A 17,814-nucleotide genomic window follows, 5' to 3' on the forward strand; every position below is an offset into this window, starting at 1 on the left:
CGCTTACCGGGGCTATGTCTGCCCCGGTAGGTTAAAACATCAGCCAGCTGACCAGCGGCGCGACCAGAACCGTCACCACGCCGGACAGCATCATCACCAGGCTGGCAATCACCCCTTCCTGCGGCCCCAGTTCGTAAGAGCGTGCGGTGCCCGCGCCGTGAGAAGCCGCACCGAATCCGGCACCTTTGGCTATCCCTTCCCTGATCGACAGGCGCAGAAACAGCATGTCGCCTACCGCCATGCCAAACACGCCGGTGATCACCACAAACAGTGCCACCAGTTCAGGCTCACCGCCGATAGGCTTAGCTGCCGCCAGGGCAAAAGGCGTGGTAATCGAGCGCACCGCGAGGCTGCGTTGAATGCCGTCAGGCAGGGTAAATAAGCGGGCCAGCCAAATCGAGCTGGTTACCGCCACAATCATCGCCGTCAGCACGCCTGCGGAAAGCGACATCCAGTGGCGTTTAATTATCCTGAGATTGTCATAAACCGGCACCGCAAAAGCGATGGTGGCAGGCCCGAGCAGCCACAGCAGCCAGTGCGCCTCGCCCATGTAGTTACTGTAAGAGATGTGCCCGAAAACAAGCATTCCCACCAGCAGCACCGGCGTAAAGACCAGCGGCATCAGCGGCAATTTACGAAAGCGGCGATACAGGCGTTTGTTGGCGAAGTAGAAGACCAGAGTAACCACGAGGCACAGCACGCTGAGCTGAAAATTAGTCATTGCGGGACTGCCTGCGGGCTTCGCGAGCCAGCTCAAAGCGGTAAACTTTTTCCACCACAAAAGCCGTACTGGCCAGCACCAGCATGGTGCTGACCGCGATCACCGCAAAAATGCGCCAGCCTTCCACCATCAGCAACTGCGAGTAGTTCACCACGGCCACCACCGCCGGGACAAAGAACAGCAGCATCTCGGCCAGCAGCCATTTTGACCCTTCCCTGACCCACTTCAGCGGCACGATGCGGCAGACAATCAGCGCCAGGAGCAGCAGCATTCCCACCAGATTCGCTGGCAGCGGCAGGTGCCCCCACGTGACCAGCTGCTCGGCAAAAACAAAAAGCCCGGCGTACAGGGCCACCTGCACAGGGACGCGCAGGCTATGAATTACAGCAGGCGTAAAACGACCTAACGCCAAAGCCATGATGTGTGCTCCAGAAAAAATACCAGCCCCAATTATAGAGAGCGGTTCATCGCTACTGAAATGAATTAAAATCATTGCAGGTATAGTTAATGGGAATAGTTATGGACATCAGAACGCTGCGTTATTTCGTTGAGGTTGTACGCCAGCAGAGCTTCACTCGTGCGGCGGAGAAGATGTTCGTCACGCAGCCCACCATCAGTAAAATGCTGCGTAACCTTGAGGATGAGCTGAACTGCACGCTGCTGATCCGCGACGGCCGCCGCCTGCTGCTGACCGACACCGGCCAGGTGGTGTTCCAGCGCGGGCTGGCAATTCTGGCCGAGTTTCGCCAGCTTGAGGCCGAGCTAAGCGACATCAAACAGCTCACCAACGGCGTGCTGCGTCTTGGCATTCCACCGATGGTCGGCACCCTGATGACCGGCCCGATAGGCGTGTATCAGCACCGCTATCCCGGCGTGGAGTTTAAGATTTCCGAGTTCGGCGGCCTGACGGTGCAGCAGGCGGTGCTCAACGGCGACCTCGATCTCGCGGTGACGGCGATGCCGATAGAAGACGAAGACGCACTGACGGTAATGCCGCTGTTCCGCCATCCGCTCTGCGTGCTGGTGCCCCGCTCCGGCCCGTGGATTGGCCGCACAAGCGTTGACCCGGCCGAGCTGGCCGAACACCCGCTGCTTATCTACAACGAAGATTTCTCCCTTAGCCGCCAGCTTATGCAGCTGTTTGCCGACAACGGCTTCACCCCGCGTATTGCGGTGCGCAGCGGGCAGTGGGATTTTCTGGCGGCGATGGTTCAGGGCGGCGTGGGGATTGCCGTGCTGCCGGAGCCAATTTGCCGCAAGCTCGACCACGCCACGCTGATGTGGCTGCCGCTAAACAGTAATCTAAGCTGGCAGTTAGGAATGATTTGGCGTGAAGGGGTTTATATTTCGCAGAGCGCGCAGGCGTGGATTGATTGCTGCAAGGAGTTCTGGCCGGAGATTGAAACCGGCCAGAACTAACGCGGTTACTCTTTCTCGATCAGCAGCGCTTCCAGCAGGTCGAGATCGTGCAGGAGTTTCTGCAGGGTCTCGTTGCTGATTTGCTGCGTGGCGCGAAGATGGTAAAGCTCGGCGCGCTCCGAACGCAGCGCCGTCAGGCGGAAGCGGCGCTCAAGGTTTTCTTCAAGCTCGCTGCTTTCGACGTCGTTGCGCCCGTCTGCGCGGCGGCGTAGGTTGCCGATAACCCGCGAACTCACCTCTTTCAGCAGCTGGTCGTCGATGTTCTCTTTGCTGTCGACGGCCAGCCGTTCCTCCATTTTCTGGATAGCGACAATCGCCACTTCGGCGGTCGCGGAACGGGCCAGACGCTCTTCTTTACGCGCTAAAGACTTATCCCCTACCTCAACGTTTCGCAGCAGAATCGGCAGCATGATAACCCCGGCAAACAGCGAGAACAGGATCACGCCTGCGGAGAGGAAAATCAGTTCATAGCGCGCCGGGAATGGCGTGCCGTCGTTCAGGAACAGCGGGATAGACAGCACACCGGCCAGGGTAATCGCCCCACGCACGCCGGCGAAAGAGGCGATACCCAGCTCGCGGGTAGTGAAGGAGCCGAACTCCAGCGGGCGTTTTTTCATAAAGCGCAGGCTGATGCGCTTCATCGACCACAGCCACAGGAATCGCACCGCAATCAGCGCGAAATAAATCATCCCGACGTCGAGGAATAGCATCCACAGTTCAACGTTCGGATCGGCATTGGCCGCCGCGACGGACGTCTCGAGAATACCCGGCAACTGCAGGCCTAACAGCAGGAAGACCATGCCGTTAAATACAAACTCCAGCATCGCCCAGACGCTGTTCGCACGCAGGCGCATAGTCAGCGGCGCGCTGCGCAGAACGCCGGAGCGGGTGATGGTCATCCCTGCGGCCACTGCGGCCAGGATGCCGGAAACCCCGATATGCTCGGCAATCAGATAAGAAGCGAACGGCAGCAGCAGCAGCAGCAGAATCTGAGTTGCCGGTTCATCGCCGCTCCAGCGGCTCATCAAGCGCAGCGATTTCCCGTACAGCCAGCTGACCGCGATACCCGCCAGCAGGCCACCCACGGCAACCTTGAAGAATTCGAGCGATGCCCCGCCAACGCTAAAGGCCATCGCCCCAATGGCGACCGCCACTGCAAGCTTCAGGGACACCAGGCCGGAGGCGTCGTTCATCAGCGCTTCGCCCTGCAAAATGCCCATGATTTTCTTAGGAATACGCCCTTCGCCCACGATGCCGGAAAGCGCCACGGCGTCCGTCGGTGACAGCACGGCGGCCAGCGCAAAAGCAGGCACCAGCGGAATACCCGGTACCAGGAAGTAAATCAGGAACCCGATGCCGACCACGGTGACCAGCACCAGCACCAGCGCCAGGCCAATAATTTCCCGGCCATGGTGCAGAAACTCATGGGTTGGCGTCTTCCAGCCGTCGGCAAACAGCAGCGGCGGAATGAACAGGACCAGGAACAGTTCAGGGTCAAATTCGACGTGCAGGCCAAAGTGCGGCCAGGCAAGCAGGGCCCCAATGGCGATTTGCATTAACGGCAGCGGGATCTGAAACGGCAACATACGTGTTACCACCCCAGAGAGGGAGACCACGAGGGTCATAATCAAGATTGTGAAGAAAATTTCCATGTTTTCCCTGAACGTGATGTGTGATTTGAAGCGTCACCTTTGGAGGTTGTTTTAATAATAAAACAACTTTTTTCATCACATTGGAACCGGAAATACCCGAAGTGGGCAAAAGCGGCGGGTTACAGAGCGCAACCCGCACGAATTGAAAATCAGATAGCCCAGCCGCCGGCGTAGAACGCCACCAGCGCAACGGCGATAACCACGGTACCGACGTTCAGCTTGCGCCATTCACCGGATACCACTCGGCCGATAACCAAAGAAGCAAAGCCGATCATGATGCCGGTCACGATGTTACAGGTCAGCACGATGAATACCGCAGTAATCAGCCCGGCCATCGCATCCACGAAGTCCGCAAAGTCGATTTTGGCAACGTTGCTCAGCATCAGCAGGCCAACATACATCAGCGCAGGCGCCGTGGCGTAGGCAGGTACCAGATAGGAAAGCGGAGACAGGAACAGGATCAGCAGGAACAGCACGCCAACGACTATCGCGGTCAGGCCGGTTTTACCGCCTGCTGCCGTACCCGCTGCAGACTCGATATAAACCGCTGCCGGGGCTGCGCCCACCAGGCCAGAGAACACGCTGCTCAGGGAGTCGGTGGTCAGCGCTTTGCCGCCGTCGATGATTTGGCCATCTTTGTCCAGCAGGTTTGCCTGACCGGCAACTGCACGGATAGTCCCGGTGGCGTCAAACACCGCGGTCATCACCAGCGCCAGCACGCTTGGCAGCACAATCGGGTTCAGCGCGCCCATGATGTCCAGGCTGCCAATCAGCGAGTTGCCTTTGTCATCGCTCAGCGACGGCATGGCGAAGATACCGGAGAAGTGAACGTTCGGGTCAAAAATCAGGCCAACGATGGACACGCCGATAATCGTCAGCAGAATGCCGCCCGGCACCTTCAGTTTTTCCAGACCGATGATCACTGCCAGGCCAATCAGCGACATGATAACCGGGAAGCTGGCGAAATGGCCCAGCGCAACCGGCAGCCCGTCCAGCGGGTTTTTAATCACCAGGCCGACGCCGTTTGCGGCAATCAGCAGCAGGAACAGGCCGATACCAATCCCGGTGCCGTGCGCCACGCCCATCGGCAAATTGCGCAGAATCCAGCTACGAATGCCGGTGGCAGAGATAAGGGTAAACAGGACGCCCATCAGGAACACCGCGCCAAGCGCGACCGGCACGCTGATGTGCTGGCCGAGTACCAGGCTAAAGGCGGTGAAGGCGGTCAGCGAGATGGCGCAGCCGATAGCCAGAGGCAGGTTGGCCCACAGGCCCATAACGATGGAGCCCACGCCCGCCACCAGGCAGGTCGCCACGAAGACCGCCGTTGGTGGGAAACCCGCTTTACCGAGCATGCCCGGCACAACGATGACGGAGTAGACCATGGCCAGGAAGGTCGTCAGACCGGCGACAACTTCCTGACGCACGTTACTGCCACGTGCAGAAATTTTGAACCAGGCGTCGAGCGAACCGCCGGCACGCGGAGAAGGTGTAGACATAGTGAAAAATCCCCTGAGATTTTTAGAATGACGTTTGCCCGGGTGGTGGACAACCCGCTGCCAGTTAAACGTTGTCTCCCTGCGCTACGATTGTGACAAAGGGGTGTCACAAAAAAGCAATCGTTTAACTCCACACGGACAAATCGGTGTCACAGAATGAAAGCAAACGATTATCCAGCCTTCCTGACGGGATTTTCAACTTAACTTTTGCCCTTTTCGCGGAAAATGTGCTCAGCTGATGAATTAATCGCCTCATGGTGCGCAAACGTTATCGTCAATGCGCAATTTCGCAACAAAATCGTAAATTATCGGGCTGGCTTTCTCTCCTTTTATCCCCGCGGCGATCACGTGCCGGGGATCTCAAAAGGGCCACCCTGATTCAGCGCTCGCTGCCAGGCAGGACGTGTTTGCACATTTTTCATCCATGCCTGAGTGTGCGGCATATCGTTCACCTCACCTCGTGCCAGGAGCGCGGCCACGGGGAAGCTCATCTGAATATCTGCCGCACTAAACTGCGGCCCGGCAAACCAGCGGTTCTGCTTCAGGTAATCTTCAATGAAGCGGGCATGGGTGGCGATTTGCTTGTTGAGCCAGGCTTTCTGCACGCCCTGCCCCAACGCTTTGCCCACCGGGCGTAACGGCCAGGGAACCGGCGCTTTGCCGAGGCTGCCAAACACCAGCTTCATTAATAGCAGCGGCATCAACGATCCTTCCGCGTAATGCAGCCAAAAGCGGTACTGGATCTTGTCGTCAATCTCCTGCGGCTTCAGGCGGCTTTCGCTATCGTAGGCCTCCTGCAGGTATTCAAGAATCGCGCCTGACTCGGCGAGGATATGGCCGTTATCTTCCACCACCGGCGATTTACCCAGCGGATGAATCTTTTTCAACGCTTCCGGAGCGAGCATGGTGGGCTCCCGCTGGTAACGCACGATCTGGTAGGGCTGCGCCAGCTCTTCCAGCATCCAAAGTACGCGCTGGGAGCGAGAGTTATTGAGGTGATGAACCGTTAGCATGGGGTAACCCTATGTTTAGCCAAATGGAATAACTATAGGAAAGTCGGCCGCGAATCACATGTCAAAAAAATGAACAAAAAAAGACCAATTGACCTTGCAAAGTGAAGGGGCGGACCTACACTTAAATTGTCGGTGCAGACCGGAACCTCCAAAGTCAGTGAAGTATGTACGTATGTATGTGTAAGCGTTATCGAGGGGTGCCGACGTCGGGGGAAACCCTCCTGTCAGAACGGGATAGAGCGAAAGACAAAGACCGGAAAACAACTAAAGCGCCCTTGTGGCGCTTTAGTTTTTGTCTGGAAGCTAATGCTAATCCTCCAGCAACCGTGCGCCAGTCCCCTGCTCGCCCAGCTTGTCTCCGGGGTTACGCAGCGGGCAATCCGCCCCGGATAAACAGCCACAGCCAATGCAGCCGTTCAGCTCGTCACGCAGCGCGGTCAGCGTATCAATGCGGTGATTTAATTCCTCGCGCCATTGCGACGAAAGCTTCTTCCAGTCGTTTTTGTTGATTGAGTGCCCGTCGGGCAGCACGCCAAAGGCGTCGCCAACGGTACTGAGCGGAATGCCGATGCGCTGGGCGATTTTGATTATCGCCACCGTACGCAGCACATCACGCTGATAACGTCGCTGATTACCTGAGTTTCGTGTGCTTTTAATCAGGCCTTTGCTTTCATAAAAGTGGAGCGCGGAGACGGCCACGCCGCTGCGCTTCGCCACTTCACCGGGCGTTAACAGCGTTTTTATTCGGGGCAATTTCTTTTCCATAATGCTCTTTACCTCAAGTTAACTTGAGGAATTATACTCCGGCTCAACGAAACAAGCTAACCCGGAAATGAGGACGACTCATGGCTCACCAGGACATCATTTATACGTTGACTGAATGGATTGATGAACATATTGACCAGCCGCTGAACATCGACGTGGTGGCAAAAAAATCTGGTTATTCAAAATGGTACTTACAGCGCATGTTCCGTACCGTGATGCACCAAACGCTGGGCGACTATATCCGCCAGCGCCGTCTGTTGATGGCCGCCACGGCGCTGCGCACCACCCAGCGCCCTATTTTTGATATTGCGATGGACTACGGCTACGTCTCACAGCAGACCTTCTCCCGCGTCTTCCGCCGTGAGTTTGACCGCACGCCAACGGATTACCGCCATCAGGCTTGAATACCCGGTGCCGAAGCAAGGTTGATACCGCCTGGCGTATACAGCCAGGCGATAAATTCCTGCGGCGGCAGCGCTTTCGCGAAATACCAGCCCTGACAGTACTCCACGCCGTGATCGACCAGCCAGGCCACCTGTGCTTCGGTTTCGACCCCTTCGGCAATCGTCGTCAGGTTCAGGCTGTGGGCAATTTCAATTATGTGCTCCACCAGCAAATGGCTGGCTCGTTCGCTGGCGAGGGAATCAATAAAGCTTTTGTCGATTTTTAGAATATCGACGTTAAGGTACTGCAGGTTATGCAGATTCGAATAACCCGTGCCGAAGTCATCGATTGCAACCTTAAAGCCTGCGTTGCGGAATTCCTGAATAACCGGTCTGGTTTTTTCAACATCTATAAACCCTCGTTCGGTGACCTCGATTTTTATCTGCCCTGGCCGAATGTTATAGGTTTTAATTCGTTCGGAAAGTACGGTTATTAAGCGCGAGGAGTGGAAGTCGGATGCCGAAAGATTAATCGAAATATAAAGTCCCGGATGGTCGGCAAGAAATTCGCCAAAATCTTTAAATACGGCATCAACAACATAGTCAGATATTTTGTGAATCAGACCTTCAGATTCTGCCAGCGGAATAAACGTCCCAGGGCTGATGGTTTGCCCGTTAAAATTTACCCATCGCAGCAGCGCTTCTGCCCCCACGCAATAGCCGTTTTGAATATCAATAATGGGCTGATAGTGAAGTTTTAGCTGCTTTCTGGCCAGCGCCCTTAATAGCATGCGGCGCGGTGAATTTAACTGCTGACGGGTACGGGACCACATCATTAAAATCAGCAGGCTGCAAATAACGCCGAGCGGAAGCGTAAGAGTAAGCTGGTGATACCACTGGCGATTAAACAGCGTTTCGGAGGTTGAGACAATCACCGCAATCGGCCTTTTAGCCGACTGGTCGATGGTGTAAAAGCGGTCATCCTGAGTAAACGCTTTCTCTTTGCGCAGAATAAAACGATGCAGCAGATCGCTGTCAGCGCCGGGGCTCAAAGAGAAAAAGCTGCGGGTCACCGTGTCGTATACGCCGTAAATCAGTGAGTCATCTTCGGATAACACTTCTGACCAGCTCAGCGGGTTAATCACCGCCATATAATTCCCGCGTTGCATATAGGTCATTTTATGCCCGGCATAAAACGGCGTATCCAGATAATAATAGATTGCGACGTCCGGTTTGCGGGTATAAGAAGGCAGCGGAGCAGGCAGCGATTTTAAAGGCTTGTAGCTGGTAGAGCACAGCATCTTATCGCCCCGGATGTAAATTAAATCCGCGACGAATAGTTTACCACGCACGATATCCAGCATATTTGCCATATGCTTAGGGCTGCATATTTCCCCTGAAAAACGTTCTGCTTCGCTGCGGGCCTCATTAACATGGCTGATGACAATTTCCGTTTTTTCCATCACCAGTTTGCCGAAAGAGTGCAGATGCTGCTGGGTGTCGCTGGTTGCGCGCACGTGGGCAAAATAGATCGCCAGCATTATCGGCAGGCAAACCATCAGGACAAAACCTGAGGTACGCAATACCTTAAGATAAACTCGTCTCACCATGATGCTCACATGACCCTGCTTTTATGCGCCTGTTTATGCCTTAAAGGAACAACCTGATGACCGCCGATTACGTTGCATCATAAAGCAGGCTTTAGCAATAGCCTTCAGCCGTTAACTCCATGGAAATTAATTTGCGCAACAATGAGATAAGATTAACCGGGATGCCGTTTAGCTTAAGATTTCACCCACCGCACTAATATGAGTTTTTCTGGGGTTAAAGCAGCAGGGAATGATTATTTAAACGAAATTGTGGTAAACGTCAGATAAACAAAATGTTCACACCTCCTGCCAGCCATTTCGCCTAAAAAACACCGCTCGCCGCCCCAGCAAAGCGGGCAAAAAACCACCACAAAGCTGGCGATTTAACGCGCAAAAGTGATAGACTTCACATTATAAGTGCAACAAAAAACTAAATTGCAGCTTTTGAGGAATAAGGTTCATGGCAACAATCACCACCGGCGTTATTTTGATGCGCTGGCCGCTGCTCAGCGCGGTTTTGATGTTTTTGGCAAGCAGTTTAAATATTCAGTTCCGCCGGTCAGACTCCCGCGCATTGGCCTTTATTTGCAGTGGGTTAGGTGTTGCCGCGTCGTGCTGGTTCGCCATGGGGCTGCTTGGCCTGACGCTCGGGGACTTCCCTGTCATCTGGGATTCGTTTAAAACGGGGCTGGTCGACATTATTGCCAGAATGCCACCCGAATGGCCGACCATGATGCCTTAACGGGCAGAAGCATAAAAATAACCGCCCTTTATCGGCGGTTTTTTGTTTTCAGGCTTCAGGCGCCAAAACCGTATTGCATCAGCAGCTTCCGCGCGGTGCTCGAGGTCAGATAAGCCTGCAACGGCTCCGCTCGTGCATCGCACAACGCCAGCCCGTAATCGGCCTGAATATTGTAGTCAGACGGGATCTCAAATACCCGCAGCTCCCGGTGAGACTTCAGCGCTGCAGCGTAGCTGCGATAGCCAATCATCAGCTCGGCCTGCCCGCCAGAAATAACCCACTGCGCGGCGAGCATACCGTCAGGCACTGCCTGCGTGCCCGGCCCGCCAACCAGCCGCAGAGCCCTCGAGCGCAATGCGATGCCAAATTCAGCTTCTAATCTGGCAAAAAGCTGCCAGGTATAATCCCCGGAAGGGTCGCTCCCCGGCGTAGACGTGCCGATGCGCAACGCGGGATTGCTTAACAGCGTTAGCCAGCTGCTTTGCGCATCAACACAGTGCGCCGCCGCCGTCAGGCAGAGCGTATTTCCGGCAAACCGCTGAACCGCCAGCGCTTTACCCTGCGCCAACAGCGTCTGAGGGTGCGCCATGTTCGCCGAAGCAAACAGAGCGCAGTTTTCACCGGCTTCAATACGCGATCTCAGCATCCCCGCAGGGGCAAATTGCGTTTCCGTTAAGATACCGGTTTGCCGTTCGAACTCCGCCATTAGCGGCGGCCAGACCCGCCGCAGGCTTCCAGCCGCCAGCACCTGCAAAGGCATTACTCCACCCCTTCATAATGCGTACGGTAAAAGCGCTGATACCAGCTGTCGGCCACTTTCTTCATATCGATATCTTTGAATCTGGCCGGATAAAGCTTTTTCGCCATCCACAGTTCACCGATGGCCATCGCTTCCGGCATCGGGTAGCCCCAGGCCTTGGCGTATTCTGGCATCAGCCAGACCTGATGGTTTTTCACCGCATCGATCGGTTGCCACTCGGGCTTGTGGACGATCTCATCCACCACTTTCGGATAACGATCCTGCACGAAGATCGCCTGCGGATCCCAGGCGATCACCTGCTCCATCGACACCTGCTTGAAGCCTTTTACGGTTGATGCCGCCACGTTTAGCGCGCCCGCGTGAGCCATCATCAGGCCGGTATATTTCCCGGAGCCGTAGGTCGTCAGATCGGGGTTAGCCATGTAGGCGCGCACGCGCTGGCTCTCCGGGATATCTTTCAGGCGGTCGCTAACCAGCTTGCGCCCGGCAAAGGTGGCATCGATCAGCGCCTTCGCCTGCTTCTCTTTATTAACCACTTCGCCAATCAGCTCGATGCCCTCTTTCAGGCCAAGATTGTAGGCCTGCTCTTCATCGCCCATAGAAGGGTTTAACTTGTCCTGCTCGCCCGCCGCATCGTGACGCAGCGAAATGGCGATAACCGGAATGCCAAGCTTGCTGATGCCGTCGATCATCTCTTTTGGCGCGTAGTTGGTCACAAACACCGCCTGAGGATGCAGCGCCACCAGCTTCTCGGTGTCCACGCTGGTTAAATCCCCCAGTTGGGCTTTGTGCTCAAGCTCCGGCGCCAGGCGAGCATAGCCGCTGCCAAGCTGCTGCTTCCAGTTGGCAAGAATGCCGACCACTTTGTCGGTGGCGTTCATTTGTACCAGCAGATTGAGCGTCTGATGCTGGAGCACCACCACGCGGTCAACTTCATCGGGGAGAGTGACCTGGCGGCCAAGCTGGTCAGTGATGGTGCGGTTCGCCAACGCGGCGAGCGGGGAAAGTACTAACAGGGCGCCTAACGTCAGGCGGCGGGTAAATAGGTTCACGGTGGGAGTCCTTATGATCGTTGTGTATAAAAATATACAGCGATGACTCCCCCGCGCCCAGCGATTTTAAGGGGTAGGAACTATTCCCGGTGCAGGCTGGCAACACCTCCACCAAACGACCAGTCTTCAGAAGAATTGTGGCGAATCACCACCATCACGTCGTTGGGATGAATGCCGGGAGCCGCCGCCAGCTTTTCAGTGAGGGTTTGGTAGAAACGCTTTTTCGTCTCAATACTCCGCGGCTTACCCGCCGTTATCTCAATCAGCAGCCAATTATCGCTACGCGGTCCCGCCATATAATGGCGATCAAACCGCAGCGCCGACTTCTCTGACTCGTGAAAGACCTGAAACAGGTCGGCTGCCGGGACCTCAAAAGCCTCGACCAGCGCCTGCTGTACGCTGGACGAAACCGCGTCCAGGTACGCCTCGTTTTTGCCTTTAAGTAAAGTGAGGTGGAGAACCGGCATTTATTTTTCCTCCTGACTATCCGCGACTATTACTGCGTCCAGCACTTTTAAAGCGCTATGGGCGGCAGGCCAACCTGCGTAGAAGGCAAGATGGGTAATCAGTTCGCTTAATTCCTCGTGGGTTACGCCATGTTTGCCCGCCAGTTCGAAATGAATGGGGAGCTGCTCCAGCCGGTACAGCGCCAGCAGCGCCGCCACGGTAATCAGGCTACGCTCGCGTTTATTGAGCAAAGGCCTTTCCCAGATATCTTTAAATAACAGTTCGTTACTCATGCTGGCGAGTTTTGGCGCCCGACTCAAAACCCGTTGAATTTCATCTGATGTTTCGCTCATAGAGCCTCCTGAGTGATGTTGACAGCCTCAGCATACTCATCGAATATCATTCCAAAAATCAGATACTTTTTGACCAACCATCCCGTTTTTCAGGACTATCCTCAATGACCCACTTAGATCTCGATGTACTGCGGACTTTTGTTACCGGCATTACGCTGGGCAACTTTGCCCGTGCGGCCGAACGGCTGGGGCGATCGACGTCAGCCGTCAGCGCTCAGCTCAAGAAACTTGAAGAGCAGGTCGGCACGCCCGTGGTCAAAAAAGCGGGTCGGGGCCTGGCGCTGACGCCAGCAGGCGAAATTGTCCTGAGCTACGCCAAACGTCTGCTGGAACTGAATGACGCGGCGATGGCGGCGATCGTCGGCACGCCATTGAGTGGGCATGTGCGCGTCGGTTTTCAGGAGGACTTTGGTGAAGGCATATTGACTGAGATCCTCGGCTCATTTAGCCGGGCTCATCCCGCGGTGATGGTTGAGGCACGCATCGCACGAAATGCAGAGCTGGAGTCTGCGGTAGGTCATTCGCAGCTGGATATGGCCTTGTTTTGGCAAACGCCGTCGGCTCCCGTAGAGAATGAAATAGGTAAAATTCCGCTGCACTGGATAGGTTCCGCAGCACGGATGGAAGACTGTATCGTCCAGGGTGAACCGCTACCTTTAGTGACTTTTGATACGCCCTGTATTCTGCGAAGTCGTGCTATTGAAGCCTTAGATGCTGCGGGACTCCCCTGGAGAATAGCCTTTACCAGCAGCAGCCTGAACGGCCTTTGGGCGGCAGCACGAGCCGGGTTAGGCGTGACGCCACGCACGCTGGTAGGGAAACCTGCTGACCTGACAACTCTCCGCTCGCTCCCTTCGCTGCCGCCCCTGGGTATTTGCCTGCAACGATCTTCACCGGCACCTAACCCGGTTCTGGATTTTCTGGCGACCATTATTGAAGAACAGGTGATGGCTTTTTGCCGTTAAAGCCCCCGGCAACGGCCTGCTTATGCACAAAAAGTGAAACCCCTGTTGCCAATGAATGTCCCGGAGTAATTTTTTGTTGTTAATTATTTCTAATCCTCGAAATCTGGTCTGTCCAGACCGTTTCAATACGCCAAATTAGGCCTTTAACGGGACTTTTTTTCCTGCCATTGCCAATAGTAAAGAGATCGGATGTCTGGATACCGGTCAAAAGCATCTCCAATACATTGATTTTAAATTAAAAAAATCGGAAAAAATTAATCGTTGAGCGGGGGGGTAAAAAGCCATATATTGGCGGCGTTTTATGCACCCTAAACGACATTTATACTCTGGATAATTCGAGTTTCAACTTGAAGCATGACGAGTATGTTTACTTAATTCAGCCGCTGCGCTCATGCCGACGGTTGTAGGAGAGATATGATGACGGATAAAGTCCGTATTGATACTTTAGATGCACAATCTGCAAACGCTACCAACGAAACCTATTTGGCACGACAGGCTGAATTCGAATCGAATGTCAGAAGTTACCCGCGCAAATTACCGTTCGCTATAGCCAAAGCCCAGGGCGCCTGGATCATCGACGTTGAAGGTCACCGTTACCTTGACTGTCTGGCCGGTGCGGGCACGTTGGCGCTTGGCCACAACCACCCTGACATCCTGCAAAGCATCCAAAACGTCATTACCAGCGGCTTGCCGTTACATACTTTGGATCTGACTACCCCGTTAAAAGACGAGTTCTCAGAATACCTGCTCTCTTTACTGCCGAGCCAGGGTAAAGAATATTGCCTGCAGTTCTGCGGCCCATCCGGCGCGGACGCGGTAGAAGCCGCTATCAAGCTGGCGAAGAAACACACCGGCCGCAGCGCCGTTATTAGCTTCTCCGGCGGCTACCACGGGATGACCCACGGCGCGCTATCCGTGACCGGCAACCTGTCTCCGAAAGCGGCCATCAACGGCCTGATGCCGGAAGTGCAGTTCATGCCTTACCCGCACGAGTACCGCTGCCCGCTGGGCATTGGCGGTGACGCTGGCGTGAAAGCGCTGACCTACTACTTCGACAACCTGATCAACGACGTTGAAAGCGGCGTGCGCAAACCTGCGGCCGTGATCCTCGAAGCCGTACAGGGCGAAGGTGGCGTGAACCCGGCGCCTGCCGAGTGGCTGCAGCGCATCCGTAAAGTGACCAAAGAGCACGGTATCGTTCTGATCATCGATGAAGTTCAGGCTGGCTTTGCCCGTACCGGCAAGCTGTTCGCCTACGAACACGCTGGCATTGAGCCAGACATCATCGTGATGTCCAAAGCCGTTGGCGGCGGCCTGCCGCTGGCCGTGCTGGGCCTGAGAAAAGAGATCGATGCCTGGGAACCAGGTCACCACACCGGCACCTTCCGCGGCAACCAGCTGGCGATGGCTACCGGCCTGACCACCCTCAAGTACCTGAAAGACAACAACGTCGCTGACAAAGTTGCCGCTCAGGGCGAATGGCTGAAAGGCAAACTGATCGCGCTGCAGAAACGCTACCCGGCTATCGGCCACGTTCGCGGCCTGGGCCTGATGCTCGGCATTGAGATCGTGAAGCCAGACGAGGCGCAGGATCATATGGGTTGCTACCCTGCGGACGGCGCGCTGTCTGCCCTGATCCAGAAAAAATGCTTCGAAGCGGGCCTGATTCTGGAGCGCGGTGGCCGTAACGGCTGCGTGCTACGCCTGCTGCCGTCCCTGCTTATCAGCGACGACGAGCTGGAAATTTTCCTGAGCAAATTTGAAAAAGCCTTGTTAGCCGCTGGCGCAAAAGCTGTCTGACTGGAGTAAAAAATATGTCCCGATCTAACCCGATTCTGGCCTCCTCTGCGCAGAGCATTGAGGAATACCAGCAGGCGATCGCCCAGACCAGCCAGGCCGTAGTGGAATGGCTGCAGCAGCCCCAGATGTACAAGGGCAAAACCGTCGCCGAGCTGAAAGAACGTATTCAGCTCGACTTCAATCCACAGGGCCTGGGCAACCAGGCTGCGATTGAACGCGCGATTGAGTATTTCTTAAAAGACAGCCTGCTGGTGCATCACCCGCAGTGCGTGGCGCACCTTCACTGCCCAAGCCTGGTGGTTAGCCAGGCCGCGGAAGTGCTGATCAACGCCACCAACCAGAGCATGGACTCCTGGGATCAAAGCCCGTCGGCAACCATCATCGAGATGAAGCTGATCGAATGGCTGCGCGCGCAGGTTGGCTACCCGGCTGGCGACGCGGGCGTGTTCACCAGCGGCGGTACCCAGAGTAACCTGATGGGCCTGATGCTGGCGCGTGACGCTTACTTTGCGCGTCAGGGCCACTCCGTCCAGCAGGACGGTCTGACCGGCGATATCCGCAAAATCCGGGTGCTGTGCTCTGAAAATGCCCACTTCTCCGTGCAGAAAAACATGGCGCTGATGGGCATGGGCTACCAGTCAGTCACGCTGGTGAAAACCGATGAGTTCGCCCGCATGGACGTTAACGACCTGGCGGCTAAAATCGCCCAGGCGAAGGCGAACGGCGAGCAGATCATGGCTATCGTCGCCACTGCCGGTACGACCGACGCTGGCGCTATCGACCCGCTGAGCGACATCGCGAAGCTGGCCGCTGCGCACCAGATTTGGGTACACGTTGATGCAGCCTGGGGCGGCGCGCTGCTGCTGTCCGAGAAGTATCGCGATTACCTGAACGGCCTGGAGCTGGTGGATTCCGTTACCCTGGACTTCCACAAGCAGTTCTTCCAGACCATCAGCTGCGGCGCGTTCCTGCTGAAAGACGCTCGCCACTACGAGCTGATGCGCTACCAGGCGGCCTACCTGAACTCCGAGTTCGACGAAGAGCAAGGCGTGCCAAACCTGGTCTCCAAGTCGCTGCAAACCACCCGCCGCTTTGATGCACTGAAGCTGTGGATGGGCCTGGAAGCGCTGGGCCAAAAACAGTACGCCGAAATCATCGATCACGGCGTAACCATGGCGCAGAACGTGGCGGCTTACGTGGCTGACCACGCTTCGCTGGAGCTGGTAATGCAGCCGCAGCTGGCAAGCGTGCTGTTCCGCTTCCGTCCGGCAAGCCTGGCTGGCCGTAGCGATGCGGAAATCGCGCTGCTGAACCAGAAAATTGGCGATGCGCTGCTGGAGTCCGGCCGCGCGAACGTCGGCGTGACCGAGCATAACGGCGTCACCTGCCTGAAGCTGACCCTGCTGAACCCAACCGTTACCCTGGAGGACGTCAAAGTCCTGCTGGCGTTGGTTGAGAAAACCGCAGAGCCGCTGCTGAACGCGTAATTTTTTACGTATGAAGAAAAGCCGGTCGCGAACCTTCGCCACCGGCTTTTTTATTGCCTTTAGTTCACCAGCCTGAGCTGCCGACGCAGAGCCGCCTTTGCCTCATCACTAATGGATTCAGGGAACGGGATAATGTGCTCGGGGCGCAGAACGCCATCAATTTTGTCTTTCATTGCCTGACCTGTACTTAATTTATTCCTTCAGATGCAACTGCAGCCAGTGCGCCACATCCTGAACCGGGATTTTTTTACTGAAGTTATAGGTTTTTTCCATCGGCCACCAGACACCTTCGCCGCGCGCAAAAGCGGTACGATAGCGCAGCATGACGTCATCAGGATGGCGACTAAGCCCGGCCTGTAAGTACGGCAGGCTCAGGACAGCTTTGCTAAATGATTTACCGCTGGTGCGCTCGACAATCTCTGCCAGTCTGCCATAGGTGAGCGTTTCGCTGGCGATAAACACCACCTGGTTAGCCACGCGAGGCTGTTCAAGATAAATGGCGGCCGTAAGTCGGCCAATATCTTCCGGCGAGGTGACGGTAACCTGAGTTTCCCAGCCACCCAGCGCGTTGACGGTTTGCTTATCCAGATTGACCACATCAAACGCTGGCTCAAACAGGAAGCTGGTGAACATCCCGGTGGAGACTATCACCCATTCGGTCACGCTCTGGCTTCGCAGCAGCGTTCTGACATCGTGCTGTTCGTCCCATACCGGCTGCCCGCTGCCTTTGCCTACCACATCGTAATCGACGCCAAACTGCCACGGGAAATAGCGGCTGACGCCTGCCTGAATCACCGCGCGGGTAATTTTAAGCTGCGTACCTTCGCCTGCGACAAACCCCATGCAGTTGATGACGGTGTCGAATTGCTGGAACAGCGGCACCAAAGCGTCGCTCTCGCTGGTCGCGATATCCAGAGCGATAAAATCGATCCCGGCTTCGGCATACTTTTTATGACGCGGCGAAACCGGCCGTCCATGCTCATTGAGAGATCCCGGCGACACGCTGGCGGTTATAGCCCTTCCCAAACCCAAGACGGCTGGCTGCAGCGCATCCAGAATTGCCGCGCCCAGTTGTCCCACGCCCAGCACCAATATCTTTTCACCTGCCTTCTCAGTAATGATATTCATATCACTCTCGTTCCCCTTTACTTGCAGCAGAATTGCTAC

At 55.7% G+C, this 17,814-nt stretch carries 18 protein-coding genes; 6 read left to right on the forward strand and 12 right to left on the reverse strand.

Annotated features, from left to right (window positions below; all coding sequences use genetic code 11):
- Positions 1 to 31 precede the first annotated feature (31 nt).
- Positions 32 to 721 (reverse strand): LrgB family protein, encoded by a 690-nt coding sequence (locus ACE38U_RS07540; protein ID WP_176981223.1) that lies wholly within the window; start codon positions 719 to 721, stop codon positions 32 to 34.
- Positions 714 to 1,139, reverse strand: coding sequence for a CidA/LrgA family protein (locus tag ACE38U_RS07545; protein WP_038476605.1), 426 nt, complete (start codon positions 1,137 to 1,139; stop codon positions 714 to 716). The genes ACE38U_RS07540 and ACE38U_RS07545 overlap by 8 nt, the downstream gene beginning before the upstream one ends.
- 101 nt (positions 1,140 to 1,240) lie before the next feature.
- Here ACE38U_RS07545 and ACE38U_RS07550 point away from each other — a divergent pair, with 101 nt between their 5' ends.
- The gene (locus ACE38U_RS07550; protein ID WP_038476608.1) at positions 1,241 to 2,140 is read left to right on the forward strand and encodes a LysR family transcriptional regulator; all 900 of its coding nucleotides are present in this window, start codon (positions 1,241 to 1,243) and stop codon (positions 2,138 to 2,140) included.
- Positions 2,141 to 2,145: 5 nt separating this feature from the next.
- On the opposite strand, the gene ACE38U_RS07555 is transcribed toward ACE38U_RS07550, so the two are convergent.
- The 4 genes from ACE38U_RS07555 to soxR all read right to left on the reverse strand — a co-directional run bounded on the left by ACE38U_RS07555 (position 2,146) and on the right by soxR (position 7,069).
- Positions 2,146 to 3,792: a Na+/H+ antiporter gene (locus ACE38U_RS07555; RefSeq protein ID WP_176981224.1), complete on the reverse strand. Its 1,647-nt coding sequence runs from the start codon at positions 3,790 to 3,792 to the stop codon at positions 2,146 to 2,148.
- 149 nt (positions 3,793 to 3,941) lie between these two features.
- A complete protein-coding gene (gene ghxP, locus ACE38U_RS07560) occupies positions 3,942 to 5,291 on the reverse strand; it encodes a guanine/hypoxanthine transporter GhxP (protein ID WP_038476613.1) in 1,350 nt (449 codons plus the stop codon).
- A 344-nt stretch (positions 5,292 to 5,635) separates the two neighbouring features.
- A complete protein-coding gene (locus ACE38U_RS07565; RefSeq protein WP_176981225.1) occupies positions 5,636 to 6,304 on the reverse strand; it encodes a glutathione S-transferase family protein in 669 nt (222 codons plus the stop codon).
- A gap of 309 nt (positions 6,305 to 6,613) precedes the next feature.
- On the reverse strand, positions 6,614 to 7,069 hold the full coding sequence (gene soxR, locus ACE38U_RS07570; RefSeq protein ID WP_038476619.1) for a redox-sensitive transcriptional activator SoxR: 456 nt from the start codon (positions 7,067 to 7,069) through the stop codon (positions 6,614 to 6,616).
- 80 nt (positions 7,070 to 7,149) lie between these two features.
- Between soxR and soxS the strand changes: the two genes are divergently transcribed.
- Positions 7,150 to 7,473, forward strand: a complete 324-nt coding sequence (soxS, locus tag ACE38U_RS07575) for a superoxide response transcriptional regulator SoxS (RefSeq protein ID WP_038476622.1) — start codon at positions 7,150 to 7,152, stop codon at positions 7,471 to 7,473.
- Here soxS and pdeC read toward each other — a convergent pair.
- The gene (gene pdeC, locus ACE38U_RS07580) at positions 7,464 to 9,062 is read right to left on the reverse strand and encodes a cyclic di-3',5'-guanosine monophosphate phosphodiesterase PdeC (protein ID WP_038476625.1); all 1,599 of its coding nucleotides are present in this window, start codon (positions 9,060 to 9,062) and stop codon (positions 7,464 to 7,466) included. The two genes, soxS and pdeC, sit on opposite strands and share 10 nt — an antisense overlap.
- A gap of 439 nt (positions 9,063 to 9,501) precedes the next feature.
- Here pdeC and ACE38U_RS07585 point away from each other — a divergent pair, with 439 nt between their 5' ends.
- Positions 9,502 to 9,783 (forward strand): YjcB family protein, encoded by a 282-nt coding sequence (locus tag ACE38U_RS07585; protein ID WP_176981226.1) that lies wholly within the window; start codon positions 9,502 to 9,504, stop codon positions 9,781 to 9,783.
- Positions 9,784 to 9,838: 55 nt separating this feature from the next.
- On the opposite strand, the gene modA is transcribed toward ACE38U_RS07585, so the two are convergent.
- From modA to ACE38U_RS07605, 4 genes are all read right to left on the reverse strand, one after another.
- Complete coding sequence (gene modA / locus ACE38U_RS07590) at positions 9,839 to 10,543, reverse strand: molybdate ABC transporter substrate-binding protein (protein ID WP_176981227.1); 705 nt, start codon at positions 10,541 to 10,543, stop codon at positions 9,839 to 9,841.
- Positions 10,543 to 11,595 (reverse strand): ABC transporter substrate-binding protein, encoded by a 1,053-nt coding sequence (locus tag ACE38U_RS07595; protein WP_176981228.1) that lies wholly within the window; start codon positions 11,593 to 11,595, stop codon positions 10,543 to 10,545. Before ACE38U_RS07595 ends, modA begins: the two co-directional genes overlap by 1 nt.
- Positions 11,596 to 11,675: 80 nt before the next feature.
- Positions 11,676 to 12,062: a tautomerase family protein gene (locus tag ACE38U_RS07600; protein ID WP_038476639.1), complete on the reverse strand. Its 387-nt coding sequence runs from the start codon at positions 12,060 to 12,062 to the stop codon at positions 11,676 to 11,678.
- Complete coding sequence (locus ACE38U_RS07605) at positions 12,063 to 12,395, reverse strand: carboxymuconolactone decarboxylase family protein (RefSeq protein WP_052048994.1); 333 nt, start codon at positions 12,393 to 12,395, stop codon at positions 12,063 to 12,065. It lies immediately after the preceding gene.
- A 104-nt stretch (positions 12,396 to 12,499) separates the two neighbouring features.
- Here ACE38U_RS07605 and ACE38U_RS07610 point away from each other — a divergent pair, with 104 nt between their 5' ends.
- From ACE38U_RS07610 to ACE38U_RS07620, 3 genes are all read left to right on the forward strand, one after another.
- A complete protein-coding gene (locus ACE38U_RS07610; RefSeq protein WP_375529424.1) occupies positions 12,500 to 13,360 on the forward strand; it encodes a LysR substrate-binding domain-containing protein in 861 nt (286 codons plus the stop codon).
- 414 nt (positions 13,361 to 13,774) lie between these two features.
- A complete protein-coding gene (locus tag ACE38U_RS07615) occupies positions 13,775 to 15,160 on the forward strand; it encodes a diaminobutyrate--2-oxoglutarate transaminase (protein WP_375529425.1) in 1,386 nt (461 codons plus the stop codon).
- Positions 15,161 to 15,174: 14 nt separating this feature from the next.
- Positions 15,175 to 16,647, forward strand: coding sequence for a pyridoxal phosphate-dependent decarboxylase family protein (locus tag ACE38U_RS07620; RefSeq protein WP_375529426.1), 1,473 nt, complete (start codon positions 15,175 to 15,177; stop codon positions 16,645 to 16,647).
- Between the two features lie 192 nt (positions 16,648 to 16,839).
- On the opposite strand, the gene ACE38U_RS07625 is transcribed toward ACE38U_RS07620, so the two are convergent.
- Positions 16,840 to 17,775 carry an aromatic alcohol reductase gene (locus tag ACE38U_RS07625; RefSeq protein WP_038476651.1) on the reverse strand — a complete coding sequence of 312 codons (936 nt, stop codon included), beginning with the start codon at positions 17,773 to 17,775 and terminating at the stop codon, positions 16,840 to 16,842.
- Positions 17,776 to 17,814 lie beyond the last annotated feature (39 nt).

The organism is Cedecea selenatireducens, from assembly GCF_042138895.1.
Lineage (GTDB): Bacteria > Pseudomonadota > Gammaproteobacteria > Enterobacterales > Enterobacteriaceae > Cedecea > Cedecea selenatireducens.

Bases quoted from the DNA above. Each gene is read 5' to 3' on its own strand.
- ACE38U_RS07540 (WP_176981223.1), bottom strand. From the start codon at position 721: ATGACTAATTTTCAGCTCAGCGTGCTGTGCCTCGTGGTTACTCTGGTC.
- ACE38U_RS07545 (WP_038476605.1), bottom strand. From the start codon at position 1,139: ATGGCTTTGGCGTTAGGTCGTTTTACGCCTGCTGTAATTCATAGCCTG.
- ACE38U_RS07550 (WP_038476608.1), top strand. From the start codon at position 1,241: ATGGACATCAGAACGCTGCGTTATTTCGTTGAGGTTGTACGCCAGCAG.
- ACE38U_RS07555 (WP_176981224.1), bottom strand. From the start codon at position 3,792: ATGGAAATTTTCTTCACAATCTTGATTATGACCCTCGTGGTCTCCCTC.
- ghxP (WP_038476613.1), bottom strand. From the start codon at position 5,291: ATGTCTACACCTTCTCCGCGTGCCGGCGGTTCGCTCGACGCCTGGTTC.
- ACE38U_RS07565 (WP_176981225.1), bottom strand. From the start codon at position 6,304: ATGCTAACGGTTCATCACCTCAATAACTCTCGCTCCCAGCGCGTACTT.
- soxR (WP_038476619.1), bottom strand. From the start codon at position 7,069: ATGGAAAAGAAATTGCCCCGAATAAAAACGCTGTTAACGCCCGGTGAA.
- soxS (WP_038476622.1), top strand. From the start codon at position 7,150: ATGGCTCACCAGGACATCATTTATACGTTGACTGAATGGATTGATGAA.
- pdeC (WP_038476625.1), bottom strand. From the start codon at position 9,062: ATGGTGAGACGAGTTTATCTTAAGGTATTGCGTACCTCAGGTTTTGTC.
- ACE38U_RS07585 (WP_176981226.1), top strand. From the start codon at position 9,502: ATGGCAACAATCACCACCGGCGTTATTTTGATGCGCTGGCCGCTGCTC.
- modA (WP_176981227.1), bottom strand. From the start codon at position 10,543: ATGCCTTTGCAGGTGCTGGCGGCTGGAAGCCTGCGGCGGGTCTGGCCG.
- ACE38U_RS07600 (WP_038476639.1), bottom strand. From the start codon at position 12,062: ATGCCGGTTCTCCACCTCACTTTACTTAAAGGCAAAAACGAGGCGTAC.
- ACE38U_RS07605 (WP_052048994.1), bottom strand. From the start codon at position 12,395: ATGAGCGAAACATCAGATGAAATTCAACGGGTTTTGAGTCGGGCGCCA.
- ACE38U_RS07610 (WP_375529424.1), top strand. From the start codon at position 12,500: ATGACCCACTTAGATCTCGATGTACTGCGGACTTTTGTTACCGGCATT.
- ACE38U_RS07615 (WP_375529425.1), top strand. From the start codon at position 13,775: ATGATGACGGATAAAGTCCGTATTGATACTTTAGATGCACAATCTGCA.
- ACE38U_RS07620 (WP_375529426.1), top strand. From the start codon at position 15,175: ATGTCCCGATCTAACCCGATTCTGGCCTCCTCTGCGCAGAGCATTGAG.
- ACE38U_RS07625 (WP_038476651.1), bottom strand. From the start codon at position 17,775: ATGAATATCATTACTGAGAAGGCAGGTGAAAAGATATTGGTGCTGGGC.